This window comes from Verrucosispora sp. FIM060022 (genome assembly GCF_003977705.1).
Taxonomy (GTDB): domain Bacteria; phylum Actinomycetota; class Actinomycetes; order Mycobacteriales; family Micromonosporaceae; genus Micromonospora; species Micromonospora gifhornensis.
Map to the genome: position 1 here is coordinate 1,373,229 of NZ_RQIV01000001.1, position 19,158 is coordinate 1,392,386.

Annotated in this window: 12 protein-coding genes; 9 read left to right on the top strand and 3 right to left on the bottom strand. The window is 70.6% G+C overall.

Annotated features, from left to right (window positions below):
• Positions 1 to 30 precede the first annotated feature (30 nt).
• The 4 genes from EG812_RS06000 (at position 31) to EG812_RS06015 (ending at position 11,636) form a co-directional block, all read left to right on the top strand.
• Positions 31 to 6,456 (top strand): DEAD/DEAH box helicase, encoded by a 6,426-nt coding sequence (locus EG812_RS06000; RefSeq protein ID WP_126710991.1) that lies wholly within the window; start codon positions 31 to 33, stop codon positions 6,454 to 6,456.
• Entirely contained in the window at positions 6,453 to 8,678 is a 2,226-nt protein-coding gene (locus EG812_RS06005) for a UvrD-helicase domain-containing protein (RefSeq protein WP_043721012.1), read from the top strand. Before EG812_RS06000 ends, EG812_RS06005 begins: the two co-directional genes overlap by 4 nt.
• Positions 8,679 to 8,759: 81 nt before the next feature.
• A complete protein-coding gene (locus EG812_RS06010) occupies positions 8,760 to 10,028 on the top strand; it encodes a serine/threonine-protein kinase (protein ID WP_013734045.1) in 1,269 nt (422 codons plus the stop codon).
• A 318-nt stretch (positions 10,029 to 10,346) separates the two neighbouring features.
• Positions 10,347 to 11,636 (top strand): serpin family protein, encoded by a 1,290-nt coding sequence (locus EG812_RS06015; RefSeq protein ID WP_043721011.1) that lies wholly within the window; start codon positions 10,347 to 10,349, stop codon positions 11,634 to 11,636.
• A 67-nt stretch (positions 11,637 to 11,703) separates the two neighbouring features.
• Here EG812_RS06015 and EG812_RS06020 read toward each other — a convergent pair whose 3' ends face one another.
• A complete protein-coding gene (locus tag EG812_RS06020) occupies positions 11,704 to 12,138 on the bottom strand; it encodes a MerR family transcriptional regulator (RefSeq protein ID WP_013734043.1) in 435 nt (144 codons plus the stop codon).
• Between EG812_RS06020 and EG812_RS06025 the strand changes: the two genes are divergently transcribed.
• Genes EG812_RS06025 through EG812_RS06035 form a run of 3 tightly spaced genes read left to right on the top strand, consistent with a single transcriptional unit; the run spans position 12,137 to position 14,100 of the window.
• Complete coding sequence (locus EG812_RS06025; protein ID WP_232510817.1) at positions 12,137 to 12,391, top strand: helix-turn-helix domain-containing protein; 255 nt, start codon at positions 12,137 to 12,139, stop codon at positions 12,389 to 12,391. The genes EG812_RS06020 and EG812_RS06025 overlap by 2 nt on opposite strands.
• Before the next feature lie 37 nt (positions 12,392 to 12,428).
• Complete coding sequence (locus tag EG812_RS06030) at positions 12,429 to 13,478, top strand: sigma-70 family RNA polymerase sigma factor (RefSeq protein ID WP_013734041.1); 1,050 nt, start codon at positions 12,429 to 12,431, stop codon at positions 13,476 to 13,478.
• Positions 13,479 to 13,536: 58 nt separating this feature from the next.
• Positions 13,537 to 14,100 (top strand): dihydrofolate reductase family protein, encoded by a 564-nt coding sequence (locus EG812_RS06035; RefSeq protein ID WP_013734040.1) that lies wholly within the window; start codon positions 13,537 to 13,539, stop codon positions 14,098 to 14,100.
• 58 nt (positions 14,101 to 14,158) lie between these two features.
• Here EG812_RS06035 and EG812_RS06040 read toward each other — a convergent pair whose 3' ends face one another.
• A complete protein-coding gene (locus tag EG812_RS06040) occupies positions 14,159 to 15,433 on the bottom strand; it encodes a hypothetical protein (protein ID WP_013734039.1) in 1,275 nt (424 codons plus the stop codon).
• Between the two features lie 137 nt (positions 15,434 to 15,570).
• Between EG812_RS06040 and EG812_RS06045 the strand changes: the two genes are divergently transcribed.
• Positions 15,571 to 17,121 (top strand): NAD(P)/FAD-dependent oxidoreductase, encoded by a 1,551-nt coding sequence (locus EG812_RS06045; protein WP_013734038.1) that lies wholly within the window; start codon positions 15,571 to 15,573, stop codon positions 17,119 to 17,121.
• 11 nt (positions 17,122 to 17,132) lie between these two features.
• Here the strand turns inward: EG812_RS06045 and EG812_RS06050 are convergent, their stop codons facing one another.
• Positions 17,133 to 18,350, bottom strand: a complete 1,218-nt coding sequence (locus EG812_RS06050) for an MFS transporter (protein ID WP_081476136.1) — start codon at positions 18,348 to 18,350, stop codon at positions 17,133 to 17,135.
• Positions 18,351 to 18,439: 89 nt separating this feature from the next.
• On the opposite strand from EG812_RS06050, the gene EG812_RS06055 reads away from it, so the two are divergent.
• Positions 18,440 to 19,060 (top strand): CGNR zinc finger domain-containing protein, encoded by a 621-nt coding sequence (locus tag EG812_RS06055; RefSeq protein ID WP_158632489.1) that lies wholly within the window; start codon positions 18,440 to 18,442, stop codon positions 19,058 to 19,060.
• The last annotated feature ends 98 nt before the right edge of the window (positions 19,061 to 19,158 follow it).

Genomic DNA, 19,158 nt, shown 5'->3' on the forward strand with positions numbered 1-19,158 from the left:
TTGACGTAGCATGCCGCGGGTGATGCGCTCATGAGGCCGACGATTGCCGCCGACACCCTGCGCCGGACCCTCACGCAATATCTGACCACCACCTTCGGGTTGACGGAGGAAGGCGTACGCCACGGTCTGGAGGGTTTTCTCTCCCACCCTGAGCAGGGCATCTTCCGTGGGCCGTACCTGCGCATCCGCACCCCCTTCCGCTCGGCGGAGGGCGACTGGCGGGCGAGCCTGGACTGGGCCCCGGTCGACTTCACCCCCTACCGGCACCAGGCGAAGGCGTTCGCCCGTCTGTCCACCAAGGGGAAGGCCGCCGAGCCGACGCTGATCACCACCGGCACCGGCTCCGGCAAGACCGAGTCGTTTCTGATTCCGATCCTGGACCACTGTCGGCGACGTAGGCAGCAGGGACAGGGCGGCATCAAGGCGATCCTGCTCTACCCGATGAACGCCCTGGCCACCGACCAGACTCACCGCATCAACGAGATGCTCACCGACCCGGCGCTGGCCGGGGTGACCGCCGGCCTCTACATCGGTGACGTTGCGGAGATCGAATACCTGCACGTGTTCACCAAGCGGTCGGAGATGCGCCGCACCCCGCCGGACATCCTGATCACCAACTACAAGATGCTGGACCTGCTGCTCCAGCGCGCCGACGACCTGCCGCTGTGGGAGGGGGCCGAGCCGGCGTACGTGGTGCTGGACGAGTTCCACACCTACGACGGCGCGCAGGGCACCGACGTGGCGATGCTGCTGCGCCGGCTGTCCGCCGCGCTCGGCCTGGCCGAGCCGGGCCGCCCGCTGGGGCCGATCTGCCCGGTGGCCACCTCCGCCACCCTCGGCGAGGGTGGCGGCCGGGACGGCCGGACCGCGATCCGGGAGGTCGCCGAGCAGGTCTTCGGCATCGCGTTCGACGCGGACTCGCTGGTGGGGGAGGAACGCTACGAGCCCGGCGAGTTCATGGCCGGTCAGGATTTCAACCTGCCGCTACCCAGCCCTGAGCAGCTCGCCGCCGTGGACGGCCGGGACCCGGCGAGGATGATGGCTGAGATCGCCGAACTCGTGCTCGGCGAGGACTGCCTGGACAACCCGAAACAACTCGGCAAGCTGCTGCTCAGACATCCGCTGACCAAGGCGGTGCTCGACTCGCTCGGCCCGGCGCCGCGCACCTTCGACGAGATCATCGACGTGTTGCCGCGTAAGAACGCCACCGGCTGGGGCAGCGCGATGAAGAGCCGGCCCGAGATCACCGCGAAGGCCCTGGCCCGATTCGTCGGGCTGCTGTCCATGGCCCGCAACCCGCACGACAACCGCCGCCCGCTGCTCAACATCGAAACCCACCTGTGGGTACGCGCTGTCTCCCGGCTCCTGCGCGGCACCTCCCACCAGGCCACCTTCGGCTGGTACGGCGAGGCCCCGCGCGAGCTGGACCCCTACGCCACCGAGCGGGACGCGGTCATCGCCGACAATCGTCACCTGCGGCTACCGGCCGTCTACTGCCGGCACTGTGGCCGCTCCGGCTGGACGGCGTTGTCGCCGGAGAAGGATCCGCAGGAGCTGGAGACCGACCCCGACAAGATCTACCGGGCCAGCGTCGGCCGGGACAAACGCCGGGTACGCGCACTGATCGCCGCCACCGACGACGAGATCCGCCAGCGCGCCGCCGGTCTGCTGGTGCTCGAACACGGCCGGCGGGTGCGCCCCTACGACGAGCAGCGTGATCGGGCGTTGGGCGACGACGAGATCGCCGTGCTCGGTGACCTGACCGCCGTCGACGCGGCCGAGAAGGACCGCTGCCCGTCCTGCCAGTTGGATCACGGCATCCGGTTCCTCGGCGCCGGCCTGGCCACCCTCGCCTCGGTGGCCATCACCCAACTCTTCACCGGTGGTGAGCTGACCGAGGCGGAACGCAAGACGCTGCTGTTCAACGACTCCGTCCAGGACGCGGCACACCGGGCCGGTTTCGTGGCCAACCGGTCGTACACGTTCTCCCTGCGCTCCCTGCTGGCCGACCAGCTCACCCCCGGTGCGGCCGTCGGGCTCGACGACCTGGTCACGAAGATGGTTGCGGCGGCGGCCCGGCCGGAGATCCTCTCCACCGTCGTGCCGCCGGACCTGCACGGCCAACCGGGCGTGGACGGCCTGCTCGCCGGGGACGAGACCGGCAGCCGACAGACCTGGTCGCTGATCGGTGAACGGCTGGTCTTCGCCACCGTGATGGAGGCCGGGTTGCGTTCCCGGCAGGGGCGCACCCTGGAGTTGACCCGGGCCGTCGCCGTCGAGGTGGCGCTCGACGACCCGGCCGCAGCGGTCGCGCTCTGCCGCGACGTGCAGCTGACCGGCCCCGGCCAGCTCGGCGTTGCCGCACCCGACGACGCGAGCTACCTCGCCTTCCTGCGCGGGCTGCTGGAACGGCTGCGTACCCGGGGCGCGGTCTACCACGAGTGGCTGGTGCCGTACCTGCGGCGCGGCGGCACCCGGTGGCAGGTGTGGGGCGGCCGTCCCGCCGGCATGCCCGCCTTCCCCCGGGGCGTCTCCGCGCCCGCCTTCCTGCTGGCCACGTCGAAGTCCCGATCCGAGTTCGACGCGATCACCGCACGCGGCAACTGGTACCAGGACTGGACCGCCCGCTGTCTCGGCCTGGATCTGGGCGAGGCCGCCGGCTACCTGAGCCGACTGCTGCCGGCCCTGGCCGCCGCCGGGATCGTCGCCGCCGGGGACACCGAGGACGGCAACACCGTGTACGGGTTGCTCCCCGGCCATCTGCGCGTCACCCGACTCGACGACACCGCCGCCGTGGCGGCCGGGGTGGGTTGCGACACCTGCCACTGGCAGCAGACCGAACACCCCGACCGGGTCGCCGACTGGGTCGGCCAGCCGTGCCGGCAGTACCGCTGCCGTGGTCGGCTCCGACCCGCACCCGACGACACCACGCCGGACGACTACTACCGGCGGCTCTACCTGGAAAGCCCGGTGTTCCGGGTGGTGACCGGCGAGCACACCGGCATGCTCACCCGCGCCCAGCGGGAAACCGTCGAGCAGCAGTTCCGCGACGGCAAGCGCTACACCGACCCGAACGTGCTCTCCTGCACCCCGACCTTGGAGATGGGCATCGACATCGGGGCGCTCTCCGCGGTGGTGCTGGCGTCGTTGCCGCACGGGCCCGCCAACTACGTGCAGCGGGCCGGTCGTGCCGGTCGCCGCAGCGGCAACGCGCTCGTGCTCACCCTGGTCGGGCGCACCGAACGGGACCGGTACTACCTCACCGAGCCGCGCGACATGATCGCCGGGCAGATCGTGTCGCCCGGCTGCTTCCTGTCCGCTGTGGAGATCCTGCGCCGGCAGTACCTGGCCCACCTGATCGACCTGGCTGCCCGTGGCCGGCTGCCCGGTGTGCTGCCGATGCCCCGCCGGGCGCACGTCCTCTTCGGCCCGAGCGGCTGGCTGGGCCATCTCGCCGAGATCGGCCGCCGGGAAGGACCACACCTGGTCGAGAACTTCCTGGCCCTCTTCGGAGACAAGATCCTGCGGGCTGCGGCCGACGAACTGCGGGAGTTCGCCGTCGACGGCATCGCCCACCGGGTCAAGGAGGCCGATGAACGGTGGGAGCTGCGCCTGGCCGACCTGCGGCGCCGGCTCCAGGAGATCGCCGCCGCCCGAGCGAAGCTGGTGTCCAGCGACCCCGACCACGCCCGCGAGCTGAAGATGCTCAAGGCGGAAGAGGCAGCCGTACGACGTCGGCTGCGGGAGATCAGCGCCGCCGCCGCGCACGGCACCCTGGTGGAGTTCGGACTGCTGCCCAACTACGCCCTCATCGACACCCGTACCGACCTGGAGGCCACCCTCACCTGGGAGGAGCAGGTCGACGGTGACCGCCGGTTCCACACCGAGTTGCGCGAGTACGCCCGCCCCGCCCGTGCGGCACTGGTGGAGATCGCCCCCGGCAACAGCTACTACGTGCGCGGCTACCAGCATGAGATCTCCGGCCTGGAGGTCGGCCCGGCCGACCGGCCCGCGTACGAGCAGTGGCGGATCTGCGGGCAGTGCGGATACGTCCGCACTCACCTGGCGCAGGAGGACACCAGCGTCTGTCCACGCTGCGCCGACCGGGGCATCGCCGACCACGGCCGACTGTTCCAGGTGCTCCAACCGACCCGGGTCTACAGCCGGGACAAGCGCGACGACGCCCGTATCCGCGACGACAGCGACGACCGGAAGCGACGCTTCTACGCCACCACCGCCGCGGTCGACATCGACCCGGCCAAGGTCGACTCCTCCTGGCGGCACGCCCACGAGACCTTCGGGGTCGACTACACCCGACACGCCATGATCCGGCACTTCAACCTGGGCTCCCAACGCTTCGACCGGGCCGCCGAGACCTTCGCCGGAGAGGAGGTGCGGATCAACAAATTCCACACCTGCACCGCCTGCGGCGGCACCACTGTCGACGGGGCCCCGGTGGCCAGTCAGCAGCTCGCCGCGCAGGCCTCCGGGGCGACCGTCATGCAGGGTGCCGAACACCATCGGCCCTGGTGCCCGTACCGACGATCGCCGGCCGCGCCGGACACCCACGTCGACCTGATCCTTGCCCACGAGCTGGAGACCGAGGCGCTGCGCATCCTGATCCCGGCGGCGACCGCACTGGTGGCCGAGCGGGTCGTGTCCTTCGCCGCGGCGATCCGGCTCGGCATCGCCGCCCAGTACGGCGGCGACCCCGCCCACCTCCAGGCGGTCGTGGCCACCATGCCCGACGGGCAGAGCGACGGCACCCGCAACTTCGTCGTCGTCTTCGACACCCAGCCACGGGGCACCGGCTACCTGCACCGGCTCGCCGAGCCGCAGGAGTTCCGCCGGGTGCTGGAACTGGCCCGACAGCGCATCACCACCTGCGAGTGCCGCCTCCAGGCCAAGCCCGTCTGCCACCGCTGCCTGCTGCGCTACGCACGCAACGAACAGTTCACCCTGATGAGCCGGGACGAGGCGCTGGGCATGCTGGACAAGCTGCTGGAGCGCTGGAACGTGGAGGAGGGCACCCGCACCGACGAGATCTCGCTCATCGGCCAGGTGGAGAGCGAACTGGAGATGCGTTTCCTCACCAAACTGCTGGCGCTCGGCGCCACGCCGCACTCCGGATTACGAGTCGAGAAGCGTACGGATCACGACGGCGCCCGCATCGCCGACCTACGCTTCGTCACCGACGGCGGGCAGAACGTCACCCACTGGCAGATGAAACTCCAGAACACCGTCCAGGGCACCCGGCCGGACGTCCACTTCAAGCGTCTTGACGCGCCGTCGCCCGAGGTCGCCGTCTACCTCGACGGCTTCAAGTACCACGCCTCCAGCCAGTACAACCGGCTCGCCGACGACGCGGAGAAGCGAGCCCGGCTGCGTGCCCACGGCTACCTGGTCTTCGCCGCCACCTGGGACGACGTGGCGACCTGGGGCAACGCGGAGAGCCCGGGGCGCTGGCTGCCGTACGGCGGCATCAGCCGACAGACCGCCCGGGAGCGGTACCGCAAGTTCCTGCCGGGCGCCGACCCGGAGGAAATGGAAACGACGATCTGGACCAACCCGATCGAGCAACTGCTGCGTTTCCTCGCCGAGCCGGACCTGCGCCGCTGGCAACGGCGGGCCGAAGCCGCCCTCGCCGGTCTGCTTCCCCAGGCCCGGGAGAACAGCCGATGCGACTCCAGCGGGGTGGCCGACCGGCTGCTGGCGGCGCTGCGCGGCGAGCCGCTTCCGCCGCCCGCCGCCCAAGGGAAGATCATGGTCCTGCGGGCCCGGGACTCCGCCGACTGCGCCCTGACCCTGCTGGTCGACGGCCGCAGCCAACCCCTGCCGACCTGGTCGGCGCTCACCGTGCTCGACGACCTGCCTGCGGCGATCGTCGCCGACGGGCACAAACAACGCTGGTCGAGCTGGTTGACCTGGGCGAACGTCATCCAGTTCCTCGCCGAGGGCGGTGGCGACGCCGGACAGCTCGTGGTCTCCGACCTCGACAGCTTCGAGCCCGCGTCGATGGCCGTCGCCGAAGGCACGGGACTGTCTCTGACCCGACGCGCCCTGCCGCTGGACGAGGAGACCTCGACCTGGCTCGGTGCGGTCAACCCGCTGACCCCGACCCAGCCGGTGCAGGACGGATCACCGTGGCGCGACGTCCTGCGCTACGTGGACCCCGACGAGGGCACTCTGGAGGGCCTGGTCCAGCAGTTGGCCGCTTGGAACCTGCCTCTGCCGGTGGTCGGCTACGAACTCGGGGACCAGGGGTGGCAGGCGGAGTTGGCCTGGCCCGAGCGGCGGGTCGCCGTCGTGCTCAGCGGATCGCCGGGCGATCCGGAGGTCGAGGACCGGGACCGGGCGTACACCGAGGCAGGCTGGCGGGTGCGGACCGCAGGGCAGTGGTCGGCGGAGGAGTTGGCGGCGCAGCTTGCCGCGACCAGTGGGGGAGAGGGCCGATGAATACCGGAGCGATGCTGCGGATGCTCGATCGGGCCGACAAGGAGGTCATGAAGCTGAGCCGCGCCGACAAGGGGGCGGTCTACGAGTTCACCCACAAGTTCCGCAACAACCCGGACAATCCCGGCCTCCAACTCAAGTCCCTGCACGGCAACTCGCGGCTGATGTCCGCACGGATCAACCGGGACTACCGGGCACTGCTACTGCACATCGCCGAACGGGACTTTCTCCTCGTCGCGGTCAAGCACCGCAGCGAGGTGTACGACGACCTGAGCCGGTACGCGTACCGCATCAACCGGGTCACCGGCGGCATCGAGGTCATCGACCTGACACCCGTCGGCGACAGCATCGTCGGCCGGGTCGTCTCCGCGGATTCGTCCGTGGCCGTCCCCTCGGTGACTGATCCCGCGGTGGCCGACCCGTCGGTGGCCGACCCACAGCCGACGCCGAAGCCGATCTTCGACCGCTACTCCGACACTGAGCTGGTGGAACTGGGGGTCGCCGAGCCGCTGCTGCCGCAGATCCGCGACCTGACCACCGAGGCGGAACTGCTGGAACTGCTCGACCGGGCCCCGCAGCTCACCACCGACGTGCTCTTCGCCCTCTTCGACGGCAAGACCTACGACGAGGTACGCGCCCAGGTCACCGACCCGGTCCGGGCCGAGGAACCGATCGACCCCGAGGACTTCGAGGCCGCGGTGGCCCGGCCGGCGACCCAGGTCACCTCCGACGACGAGGCTTTGCAGGCGATGCTCGTCGAGTCCTTCGGACGGTGGCAGATCTTCCTGCACCCCACCCAGCGCAAGCTGGTGGAGCGGCAGTACAACGGTCCCGCCCGGGTCGGTGGGGGACCGGGCACCGGAAAGACCATCGTGGCTCTGCACCGCGTGGCGTACCTCGCCCGGCAGCTACCGCCCGGTGTGGACAAACCCATCCTGCTCACCACCTTCAACCGCAACCTGGCGGCCGATCTGCGTACCCGGCTGATGGCCCTCGGCGGTGAGGAACTCGTCGCCCGAGTCGACATCGTCAACATCGACCGGCTGGCCAGCCGGGTCGTCGCCGAGGCCCGCGCCGGTGGTGGCCGACGGACGGTCAGCGACAACGAGGTGCCGCAGCTGTGGGCCGACTTCCTGATCGAGACCGGCGAAACCGGCTGGGAGCCCGAATTCCTGGCCGCGGAATGGACCCAGGTGATCCTCGGCCAGGTACTCAACTCCCGAATCGACTACTTCAAGGCCCGCCGCCCGAACCGTGGCCGCAGTCTCAACCGGATGGAACGCGACCAGATTTGGCGGCTCACCGAGCGGTTCACCACCTGGCTGGAAGGGCAGGGGATCTGGACGTGGCGACAGGTCGCCGAACGGGCCGCTCGACTGGAGATGGACCGTGCCGCCGCCAGCTCGACCGAGTCCTCCGGCAGTCTCCACCGGCCCCGGTACCGGCATGTCGTGGTCGACGAGGCCCAGGACCTCAGCGCAGCCCACTGGAAGATGCTGCGGGCGATGGTGGCCTCCGGCCCGGACGACATGTTCCTCACCGGCGACACCCACCAGCGGATCTACGACAACCATGTGACCCTCGGCAGCCTCGGCATCAACATCCGGGGTCGCTCCTCCCGGCTGACCCTGAGCTACCGCACCACCAGGCAGATCCTCGCCGACGCCCTACAGATCATGACCGGTGAGGTGTACGACGACCTCGACGGCGGCGAGGAGGACCTGGCCGGATACCGTTCGCTGCTGCGCGGTGAGCGACCCTCCTTCCGGGGCGCGGCGACCTGGGCGCAGGAACGCGATCTCATCGCCGAACAGGTGCACGCCTGGGGTGACCCGACCGACGGGTCGGTGGCTGTCTGCGTGCCGACCAGGGAGTTCGCGGCCGACGTGATCGCGCGACTGGAGGCCGACGGCCTGCCGGCCGTGGAGATTGGCCCCGATGGCCCCAAACAGCCCGACGGTGTCCACGTCGGCACCATGCACCGGTTCAAGGGCCTCGAATACCAGCGGATGATCATCGCCGGGGTCAGCGACGGACTGATACCCCGACAGGCGATCAGCCGTTATCGGGATACCGACCCCAAGCGCTACCAGCGCGAACGCCAGAGGGACCGGTCCCTGCTCTTCGTCGCCGCGACCCGCCCCCGCGACGAACTGGTGGTGCTCTGGCACGGCACGCCCAGCCCTTTCCTCACCAGCCGCCTCGTGCAGCGCCAGCTACCGTGAGAGCCGACCTGGGGCGGGGCTCGACACCCTGCCCGGGTCGGGTGGCGCCGTAGGGCCGGCGGGCAGCAGGGGAGGCCAGGGGTGCAGGCACGGGACCGCATCGGCGACCGGTACGAGTTGACGTATCCGATCGGACGCGGCGGGATGGGGCAGGTCTGGGCGGGCTACGACGAACGGCTCGACCGGCCGGTGGCCATCAAATTCCTCCGCCAGTCGGAGGTGCCGGAGGACGAGCGTGCGGTCGCGGCCAAACGATTCCGGCGGGAGGCCCGCGCCACCGCCCGGCTCGACCACCCCGGGGTCCCGGCCGTGTACGACCTCGGCGAGCACGGTGAAGACCTCTACCTGGTCATGCAACTCGTCCGTGGAATCGTCCTCGCAGACCACATCGCCGAGCAGGAGCGGCTACCCGTGCACGAGGCGGCGTCGATCGCCGCGCAGATCTGTTCCGTGCTCGACGCCGCCCACCGCGCGTCCCTCGTGCACCGGGACCTGAAGCCTCAGAACCTCGTGCTCACCCCCACCGGGGCGGTGAAGGTCCTGGACTTCGGGGTTGCCGCACTGCTCGGGCCGGCCGAGGCGTCCCGCCTCACCACCACCGGCCGTACCCTCGGCACCCCCGCCTACATCGCTCCCGAGCAGGCCGCCGGCAGCCGGGTAGGACCGGTGGCCGACCTCTACGCCCTGGGCTGCATCCTCTACGAGATGCTCGCCGGTCGGCCGCCCTACCAGGCGACCAACGCGCCGGAGATGCTGCGTCTGCACATGGGCGCCCCGATCCCGATCGTCACCGAGCACCGGTCGGACGTGCCGGATGACCTGGCGCACCTGCTGTTCTGTCTGCTCGCCAAGGACCCGGCGGAGCGGCCACCATCGGCCGCCGAGGTCGAGAAGCTGCTGGCACCCTTCCTCGGGGGCCGGCCCGCACACCCGTCAGCACCCCCGCCGCGCACATCCGACCCGGTCGGGTCGACGCCGACGGCTGACGCGGCGTTCGTGCCGCCCTCGCGGCAGGACTTCACTGTGGTGCGTGCGCGGGCGCAACAACTCGCCGAGCACGAACGGTTTGTCCAGGCAGCCGAGTTGTTGGAGGGATTCCTTCGCACCTGCGATGTGCACCCCGGTGCATGGCAGGTCGTCGCCCTGCGGATGGACATCGCCAATCTGCACATGCTCGCCGGTGACCTCCGGCGCGCAGGTCAGCAGTTCGAGGCCCTGGCCGACGATCTCGAACAGGCAGCGACCGATCTCGACCTCGCCGAGAATTGTCGGCGCCGCGCCGCGACCTGCCGGCAGGAACTGGCCGGGCCCGCCAGTTCGATCACATCTGGCATTGACACGATGGCGTGAAAGCTCTGATGGGCTTGTCCGCGCTGCCGTCGTGACCCCGACGGACCTTCGCCTGCCAGCCACCTCGCCGACACCGAGAGAGACCAGGTTCATTCGGCCCAGAGACCGGGTCGGAGCAACCCGGACGGCAGCGTACGGACGGTCTCCGGCGGCCTGCCGGGCCTCAACAAGCGCCGCCGGTGAAGCAGACGGCTGACGCCCCCGTCACCACGCGGTTCCGGTGCCCGACGGACAAGCGGCTGCAACATATCGCAGAACTTCGATGTATTTTCGGTGTTGACCTGGTGTTCCGGCGTGGGGCTGCATTACCGTCGAGATATGGTCTCGCGTCGATCGGTATTGCGGACCGTGCCCCTCGCGGCCGCCGCACTCACCGCCACCCCAGGTCAACTCCGCCGTCTCGACGAATCGTCCACATCGACCGATCCGATACGCGTACCCCCCGATCCTGCCACGCTGGCCGCCGCCGCGACCGCCGTGCGCGGCTTCTCGGCCGACCTCTACCGCGAACTGGCCTCGACCCGTCCCGGCGACAACGTGGTCTGTGCGCCGTACTCGGTCGGGCTCGCCCTGGCGATGACCCGGGCGGGCGCCGGTTCGGCCACGGCGGCCGAGATGGACGCCGTGCTGCACGCGCCGCATCCCCGACCCGGCGCGCTCGACAGCGGCCTCAACACCATCGAACAGACCCTCGCCACCCGCTACCAGGACGGCGACGGGACAGCCCGGCCCCTGCTGAGGACGGCCAACGCTCTGTGGACCCGGCTCGGCCTGGGCCTGCGACCCGGCTTCCAGGACACGCTGGCCGGCTACTACGGTGCCGCGCCGCACCCGGTCGACTTCGCCGGCGCGCCGGAAGCGGCCCGTCAGGAGATCAACACCTGGGTCTCCGACCGGACCAACGCGAAGATCCCCGAGCTGTTGCCGATCGGTGCGGTGAGCCCCGGCACCAAGCTGATTCTCACAAACACGACCTACCTCAAGGCCGCCTGGAGATACCAGTTCCTTCCGGCGTTGACCGCGACCGAGTCGTTCACCCGGGACGACGGCAGCGTGGTCGGCGTACCGATGATGCGGGGGCCGTTCGCCGGGATGGGCTACCAGGTCGGCGACGGGTGGCGGGCGGTCGACGTGCCGTTCGCGGGGGACCGGCTGGGTATGGCCATCGTCATGCCGACCGGGGACGATCTCGCCGCGATCGAGGCGAACCTCGACGGGGCGTGGCTGAGCGCGTTGCTGACCGGGTTCGGCGGCGCCACCGTCCAGCTGCGGCTGCCCCGGTGGACGTTCCGCCTGCCGGCGCAGCTGGCTGTCGCGCTGAGCAACCTCGGCATGCCCACGGCGTTCACGCCGCAGGCCGATCTCAGTGGCATGAGCACCGATTCGGCCCTGTACATCGACGACGTGCTGCACGAGACGTTCATCGCGGTGGACGAGAAGGGCACCGAGGCGGCAGCCGCGTCGGCTGTCATCATCCCGCCGCCGTCGATCCCGCAGGGGCCGCAGTTCTTCGTGAACCGGCCGTTCCTGTACGTGATCCACGACTGGTACACCGGCGTGCCGCTGTTCCTCGGCCGAGTCCACGACCCACTGGTCAGCACCCCGTAGGAATCGGACACCCCGCCACGACGACACCGAAGCGACCCCAAGCACGTGCCGCTCCTGGCGTACGGGATCAGGCGGTGACCGGCACGGCGGCGGCCGTGGTCGCCGCGTCGGCGTGGTATGCCGTCCACGGAGGTTCACGCAGGGCGGGGCAGTGTTCGGAGGTCGGATGGTGCGCGATGTCGATCATGCGGTCGAGGGTGTCGCGTGCGGCGGTAAGGCCGGCGATGGCGGCGCTGATGCGTTCGCGCTCGGCGGCCATCAACTCGACGGCCTCGGGGGAGCCGTGCCCGGTGTCGATGTGGGGCATCAGCGCAAGGATGGTCCGGCTGGGTAGGCCGGCGGTGAAGAGCAGCTGGATCAGCCGAACACGTTCGACGGCTGATGCGGGGTAGATGCGCTGGCCGGTGGGGGAGCGCTCGGAGGTGAGCAGACCCTGCTCTTCGTAGTACCGCAGCGCGCGGGCGCTGACGCCGGCCTGTCGCGCGATGTCACCGATCCGCATGCGTGTCCTCCTCCGGGTTGCTGTCCGACCTGCCCTTGACGTCAACGTCAGCTTTTACGGTAGTCGACGCCGGGCCTACCTGACCGAATGGCGGATGACCCTCGCCGCCGACATGCTGGCTGACACCACCGCGACCGTCGCTGCCGTGGCGCGCCGCATCGGCTACGCGGACGCCTTCGGCTTCAGCGCAGCATTCAAACGCGTCAACGGGGTCAGCCCGAGCCAGCACCGCAAACTCGCCCGAGCCCGGTGACCGGCTGAAACCGCCTCCGGTTCGGTACGGTCGCCCGGTGAGCGACGACGACTTCGCCTCCCGGATCGAGCAGCACCGGCGTGAGCTGCGCGTCCACTGCTACCGGATGGTCGGCTCCTTCGACGAGGCGGAGGACCTCGTGCAGGAGGTCTTCCTGAAGGCGTGGCGGGCGCGGGACGGGTTCGAAGGTCGGTCATCGCTGCGCAGCTGGCTCTACCGCATCGCCACAAACGTCTGCCTCGACGCCCTCGACGGGCGCAAGCGGCGGTTGCTGCCCGATCAGGCCAACCCGGACTATGCGCCGGGGCAGCCCGTGGCGACCCTGGTCACCGGCCCGTGGCTGCAACCGTTTCCCGACGCGCTGCGCGAACCGTACGCCCTGCGGGAAGCACGCCCGCTGCGGGAGCCACGTACGGTGCGGGAGCCGGTCGCGCCGCGCCAGGACGAGCCGGAGGCGGCCGTCGTGGCGCGGGAGACCCTGGAACTGGCGTTCCTGGCGGCGATGCAGCACCTGCCGCCCCGGCAGCGCGCGGCGGTGATCCTCTGCGACGTGCTGGGCTGGCCGGCGCGGCAGACCGCCCAGGTGCTCGACGGCAGCGTCGCCTCGGTAAACAGCGCGTTGCAACGGGCCCGCGTGACGTTGCGGGAGCACCTCCCGCCGGGCCGGTCGGACTGGGCTCCGGCCGCGCCACCGACCGAACCGCAGCGGCAGGTGCTGCGGCGATACCTGGACGCGGTCGAGCGCGGCGATCTCGACGAGGTGGCCGAACTGCTGGCCAAGGATGTGCGGGCGACCATGCCGCCGTTGCCGGAGTGGTTCGCAGATCGTGAGTCCGTCCTCGCGGCGCTGGCCGCGACCTGGGACCCGACCTCCGCCGAGTACATCGGCGCGTTGCGGATGATTCCGACGAGCGCCAACGGACAGCTCGCCGCGGCGAGCTACCGCCGACCGCCGGGCCAGCAGGTCTTCGAGCCGTTCGGGATCGGAGTGTTGCAGGTACGCGACGGGCTGATCACCGAGATCGTCGCGTTCCACGAGCCGGCGCTCTTCCCGGCGTTCGGCCTCCCGCCGACGCTGGACCGATGAGTTTTCGTCGCGGCTGCCGTCTCTTCTTCGGTACGACCGATCGCACCAGGAGGACAGCATGAGCGACTTCGCACCACAGACCGCCGGCGGCAAGGTTCTGTGGCATTTCACCATGTCACTGGACGGATTCGTGGCGGGACCGGATCACGACATGACGTGGATGCAGACCGGCATCTCCGAGCGGCCCGGCTTCATCCAGCAGTACGTCGAGACGACAGGCGCCATCCTCGGCGGCCGCCGTGGCTGGGACATGTTCCCCGACGCCGGCAATGTCTACGGCGGCGACTGGACCGGCCCGGTCTTCGTGCTGACCCACCATCCCGAGGACGCGAAACCCGCTGACCGGGTGACGTTCCTCAACTGCGATGTGGCGGAGGCGGTGCGGATCGCGTTGGCGGCCGCCGACGGCAGGAACGTGGAGGTGCTGTCGCCGGACATCGGCCGCCAACTCCTCGAACGTGGCCTGATCGACGAGATCGACCTGCACATCGCGCCGGTGTTGCTGGGTGACGGCATCCGGCTCTACGAGCACCTCGGCGGCCGTCCGATCTACCTGCACCGCGTCGGTGCCGACGACCCGACTGCCGAGGTGGACGTCCGCTACCGGCCGGCGGCAGCCTAGCGCCCCGGGGTCCGGACCAGCCCGCACGCTGGTCCGGACCTCGACCAGCCCCGCTGTCTCAGATGATGAAGTGGGTCCAGTAGGCGAGCCAGATGACGAACAGAGCGCCCTGCAACACCGCGAGCACGGCGGTCAGCCAGACGTCGAGCTGGGGTCGTCGTGCCCAGCCGGCCAGCACCAGGGCCACCGGGAACACCGCGAGCAGATAGCGCAGCAGGCTCTTGTAGACGGGGGTGCCCATCGACAGCGGCACCAGCACCATCATCACCCCGTACACCAGGTAGGGCAGGCCCAGGCGGCGGGCGCCGGCGACGAGGACGGCGAGGAACAGGACGGCGATCCAGACCCGTACGGCGTCCGGTGCCGCTCCGGTCAGGCCGTGCCAGAGGACGCCGAGCGGGTTCTGCACCCGGATGTTCCAACCCTGCTCCTGCGCGTGCTTGTAGGCGAACCAGTCGCCGCTCTGCCACCAGCAGAACGCCATGAAGCTGAGCCAGCCTGCGGGCAACAGCAGCAGCGGCCACCCGGCTCGGAGATATCCCCACAGGGCCCGCGGACGCAGCCGATAGCCGCCCTGGCGCAGCAACACCAGGACCAGCGGTAGCGCCACGAAGAACCCGGCCGACCGGCTCAACGCGAGGAAGAAGCCGATGACGCCGACCAGCAGCCAGCGTCGTTTCTCCGCGTAGTAGAAGGTGGCCAGCGTCAGGCAGAGGAAGAGGGACTCGGTCAGCGCCGCGTGGAACAGGAAGGCGGTGGGCAGCAGCACCAGGTACCGCACGAACCGCCGCGCCGCCCGGCCACCGTCACCCGACCCGCCGGCAGCGCCCGACCCGCCGATGCGGCTGGTGGCAGCGTCCGGCCCGTCGGCACGGTCGGTGGCAGGGCCCCGATCGTCGGTCAGCAGGCGCTCGCCGAGGCGGACGCCGTAGTAGAGCACACCGACGAAGGCCACGTTGGCGATGACCAGCAGGGCCAGCGCGGTGTCGCCGCCCAGCAGCGGTGCCAGCGGCCGGGCGAGGAACGGATACAGCAGCGGGAAGGCGAAATCCGTCCACGGTTCGTCGAGCGGCAGCCGGGCCAGGTGGTGGTAGAGGAACGAGTCCCAGGCGAACCAGAGCGACAGCCACCCGTGGGGCGAGACTTCCCGCTGCTGCTGGCGCATCTGCGCCTCGTCGGGCGGGGGCGCCCACTCGGTGCCGTCGAAGGCGGCGAGCGTGAGCACTCCGACCAGCGTGAAGACGATCTTCGTGCCGAGGAAGACCGCGAGCACGTACGGCCAGGGTGCCGGCACCCGCGCGAGCGCCCGGCCCACCCGGCCCGTCCCGACCATGCGTCCCCCGACCGTCGCGCACGAATCGGGTCGGCGTACCCGCTCCGGCGGCGACCACACCCGCAGCAGGCAGGTGACATCGCCGCGAAGGCGGGTAACCGGCCGGGTCGGTCGGGGGACGTGAGGTGGCGAGGGTCATGGGCGACGAGCACGGCACTGTGGTGATCGGTGCGGGTCCGGCGGGACTGACTGCGGCGTACGAACTGCTCCGCCACGGCGCGCCGGTGCGGGTCTTCGAGGCCGACGGGGTGGTCGGTGGCATCAGCCGGACGGTGGAACGCGACGGCTGGCGTTTCGACATCGGCGGGCACCGCTTCTTCACGAAGGTGTCCCGGGTCGAGGACTTCTGGCACGAGATCCTGCCGGACGAGGACTTCCTGCTCCGCCCCCGGATGAGCCGGATCTACTACCGGGGGGCGCTCTACGACTACCCGCTCAACGCCGGCAACGCGCTGCGCAACCTCGGCCTGTGGGAAGCGGCCAGGTGCATGGCGTCGTACGCCCGTGCCCGGTTGCGGCCACCGAGGGACCAGTCGCACTTCGAGGGGTGGGTGTCGGCCCGCTTCGGTTGGCGGCTGTATTCGATCTTCTTCAAGACGTACACCGAGAAGGTCTGGGGCATGCCTGCCGACCAGCTGCAGGCGGACTGGGCGGCGCAGCGGATCAAGAACCTGTCGCTGGCCAAGGCGGTCCGCAACGCGGTGCTGCCGAAACGCAACCGCACCGACGTGACAAGCCTGATCGAGGAGTTCCAGTACCCGAAGCTGGGGCCGGGCATGATGTGGGAACGCTGCGCCGAGCAGGTACGGCGACACGGCGGCACGGTGCAGACCGGCACCTGGGTCACCGCCGTGCACCGCGACCCTCAGCAGCGGCGGGCGACCTCGGTCACCGTCGACGGCGTGGACGGCCGACGCACCGAGCCGGCCGACCACGTCATCTCCTCGATGCCCATCTCGGAACTGGTGGCGGCGCTGCGTCCGGCCCCGCCGCCGCAGGTCCTCGCCGCCGCCGAGGATCTGCGCTACCGGGACTTCCTCACCGTGGCGCTCGTCGTACCGGCGGAGTTCTCCTTCCCCGACAACTGGATCTACGTGCACGACCCGGACGTGAAGGCGGGCCGCATCCAGAACTTCGGCTCCTGGTCGCCGTACCTGGTCAAGGACGGTCGGACCTGCCTCGGGCTGGAGTACTTCGTGTCGGTGGGCGACGAGACCTGGCGTACGCCCGACGCCGACCTGATCGTCGCCGCGATCCGGGAGTTGGAGACGCTGGGACTGGTCCGGCCCGGGGTGGTCGAGGCCGGCTACGTGGTGCGGATGCCGAAGGCGTACCCGGTCTACGACGAGCGCTACCAGCGCAACGTCGACGTGATCCGGCAGTGGCTGGCCCGCGAGGTGCCGAACGTGCACCCCGTCGGGCGCAACGGCATGCACCGCTACAACAACCAGGACCACTCGATGCTGACGGCGATGCTGACCGTCGAGAACATCGTGCGCGACGCCGGCCACGACGTCTGGTCGGTGAACGTGGAGCAGGACTACCACGAGGAGACCTCGCGCGGCGACGGGCGGCACGGCACCGGCCGTGACGCGCCACTGATGCCGGCCCCGCCGCTGCCCGCCGCGACCACCCTCGCCGTCGAGATCCCCGCGGACGTCCACCGCAACACGGGTGTGCCGCGCTGATCCGAGGGGCCTCAGGACACGCGCTCGGATTGCGCCGCTGAGCCGGAGGGCTTCTCGTCGTACCGTCGGTGCTCTGTCCTGGCGACGGGTCGGAGGCGTCGTTCGCCGACAGCCAGCATCGCGGCGGCGACGCCGAGCAGGGCGCCGATCAGCACCGTGCTGCGTACGCCGTGGTTCGGCAGGGCGAGACCGCCGATCAGGGCTCCGGCGGTGATGCCGACGTTGACCGCGGCGGAGACGGTGGCGGCGGCCAGGTCGGACCGCCCGGGGGCCACCTGGAGCACCAGGCCGCCGAGGGCGGCGGTGAACGCGGCGAAAGCGAGCCCGGCCACCGCGATCAGGGCGACGGCCACCCCCGGTCGGTGGCCGAAGGCGTAGAGGCCGAGCAGTGCCCCCGACTGCAACGCGACGGTCGCGGCCAGCACCGACCACGGGCCACGGTCCACCACTGCGGCGACGGCGAGGATGCCGAGGACGCTGGCGATTCCGCGTACCAGCAGGATGGCCCCGACGGATGTGGCGGAGAAGCCGGCCACCTCGGTGACGAAGAGGGCGACATAGGTGTAGGCGGCGATGGCGCCGGCGGTCGCGAGGACGGCCACGGCGACCAACAACCAGAAGCGCCGGGCGTCGGGCGTCGCACCGCGAGCGGCATGCCCCTGGTCGGGCCGCGTCGAGGGCAGCAGCGAGGCCACCGTGGCGAGCACGGCCGCACCGAGCGCGGCGACCGCCAGGAACGAGGCCCGCCAGCCGGCCCGCTCACCCAGCCAGGTTCCCGCGGGTACGCCGAGCGCCAGCGCGACGGTGCCGCCGGCGAAGACGACCGCGACCACCCGCCCGCGCAGTCGAGGTGGGAACAGTTCGGCCGCTGCCGGCACCACGACCGCCCAGAACAACGCGTGCGTGGCGGCGGTCGCCATCCTGGCCGCCAGGAGCAGTGTGAGATCGTCCGCCACCACCGTGATGGCGGTGCTGAGGACGAAGCCGGCCAGCAGGGTCGACAGCAACCGTCGGCGGGGGACCGTGCGGACCAACGCCGTCAACGGCACCGAGGCGATCATCACCACCGCGCCGTACGCGGTGACGAGCAGGCCGACCTGCGGCGGTGTGACGGCCAGGTCGGCGGCCATGGGCAGTAACAGTCCGATGGGCAGCGCCTCGGCGGTGGTGTAGAGGAACGTCCCCCCGGACAGGCCGATCAACGCTCCCACTGCCCGACTGCGCCTCATCCGACCCCTCCCCGCTGTTACTCCCTAAACCTGTTACGGAGGAAACTAAGCGCCGCTCGTCGATGGGTCAACTGGTAAAGTGGATTTCGATGGAAACACCCGAGGACGTCACGCGGATGCGCCTGGTGGGCGGCAACCTCGCCCTGGACTTCGTCAACACCCGCTCCGGTCCACCCGCCGCAGCGCCGGACGACGACACCCTCACCAGCTATTCCGACCTGGTCGCCTGGGGCGTGTACGCGGGCGCGCTCACCCCGGCGCAGGCCGCAGCGCTACGCCGAGGCTCTCGTGACGATCCGGGTGGTGCCGAGGCCGCCTTCGGGCAGGCGCTGCGCATCCGCGACGACCTCGACGAGGCGTTCCGGGCGCTGGCCACCGGCCGGGACCCGAGCGCATCCGTGCTGGCCCGGCTGCGAGACGACGAAGCAGACGCGCTGCGCCACGCACGACTCGAACGCGACCTCACCTACGGGTGGACCTGGCACGCCGACGGCACCCTCGCCCGGCCACTGCGACCGGTCGTACACGCGGCCGTCGGCCTGCTCACCACGGGCCAACTGGACCGGATCAAGGGCTGCGGCGGGTGCCGGTTCCTCTTCTACGACGAGAGCAAGAACCGCAGCCGCCGCTGGTGCAGCATGGACGACTGCGGCACCGCCGAGAAGATCCGCCGCTACGTCACCGCCCGCCGCAGTCGCGCCGCCCGGTGAGATCGCCGTCCGGTCGGGCGGTGATGCCCGTGTTACCGGGCTGACCCGCCGGTGAAACCCGCCGCTGAGATCGTCACGCATCGATCTTCAGCGAGGAG

What these genes read in the sequence shown, in the direction of transcription:
- EG812_RS06000 (WP_126710991.1), top strand. Translation starts at nt 31, where the DNA reads ATGAGGCCGACGATTGCCGCCGACACCCTGCGCCGGACCCTCACGCAA.
- EG812_RS06005 (WP_043721012.1), top strand. Translation starts at nt 6,453, where the DNA reads ATGAATACCGGAGCGATGCTGCGGATGCTCGATCGGGCCGACAAGGAG.
- EG812_RS06015 (WP_043721011.1), top strand. Translation starts at nt 10,347, where the DNA reads ATGGTCTCGCGTCGATCGGTATTGCGGACCGTGCCCCTCGCGGCCGCC.
- EG812_RS06025 (WP_232510817.1), top strand. Translation starts at nt 12,137, where the DNA reads ATGCGTGTCCTCCTCCGGGTTGCTGTCCGACCTGCCCTTGACGTCAAC.
- EG812_RS06020 (WP_013734043.1), bottom strand. Translation starts at nt 12,138, where the DNA reads ATGCGGATCGGTGACATCGCGCGACAGGCCGGCGTCAGCGCCCGCGCG.
- EG812_RS06035 (WP_013734040.1), top strand. Translation starts at nt 13,537, where the DNA reads ATGAGCGACTTCGCACCACAGACCGCCGGCGGCAAGGTTCTGTGGCAT.
- EG812_RS06040 (WP_013734039.1), bottom strand. Translation starts at nt 15,433, where the DNA reads ATGGTCGGGACGGGCCGGGTGGGCCGGGCGCTCGCGCGGGTGCCGGCA.
- EG812_RS06045 (WP_013734038.1), top strand. Translation starts at nt 15,571, where the DNA reads ATGGGCGACGAGCACGGCACTGTGGTGATCGGTGCGGGTCCGGCGGGA.
- EG812_RS06050 (WP_081476136.1), bottom strand. Translation starts at nt 18,350, where the DNA reads ATGAGGCGCAGTCGGGCAGTGGGAGCGTTGATCGGCCTGTCCGGGGGG.
- EG812_RS06055 (WP_158632489.1), top strand. Translation starts at nt 18,440, where the DNA reads ATGGAAACACCCGAGGACGTCACGCGGATGCGCCTGGTGGGCGGCAAC.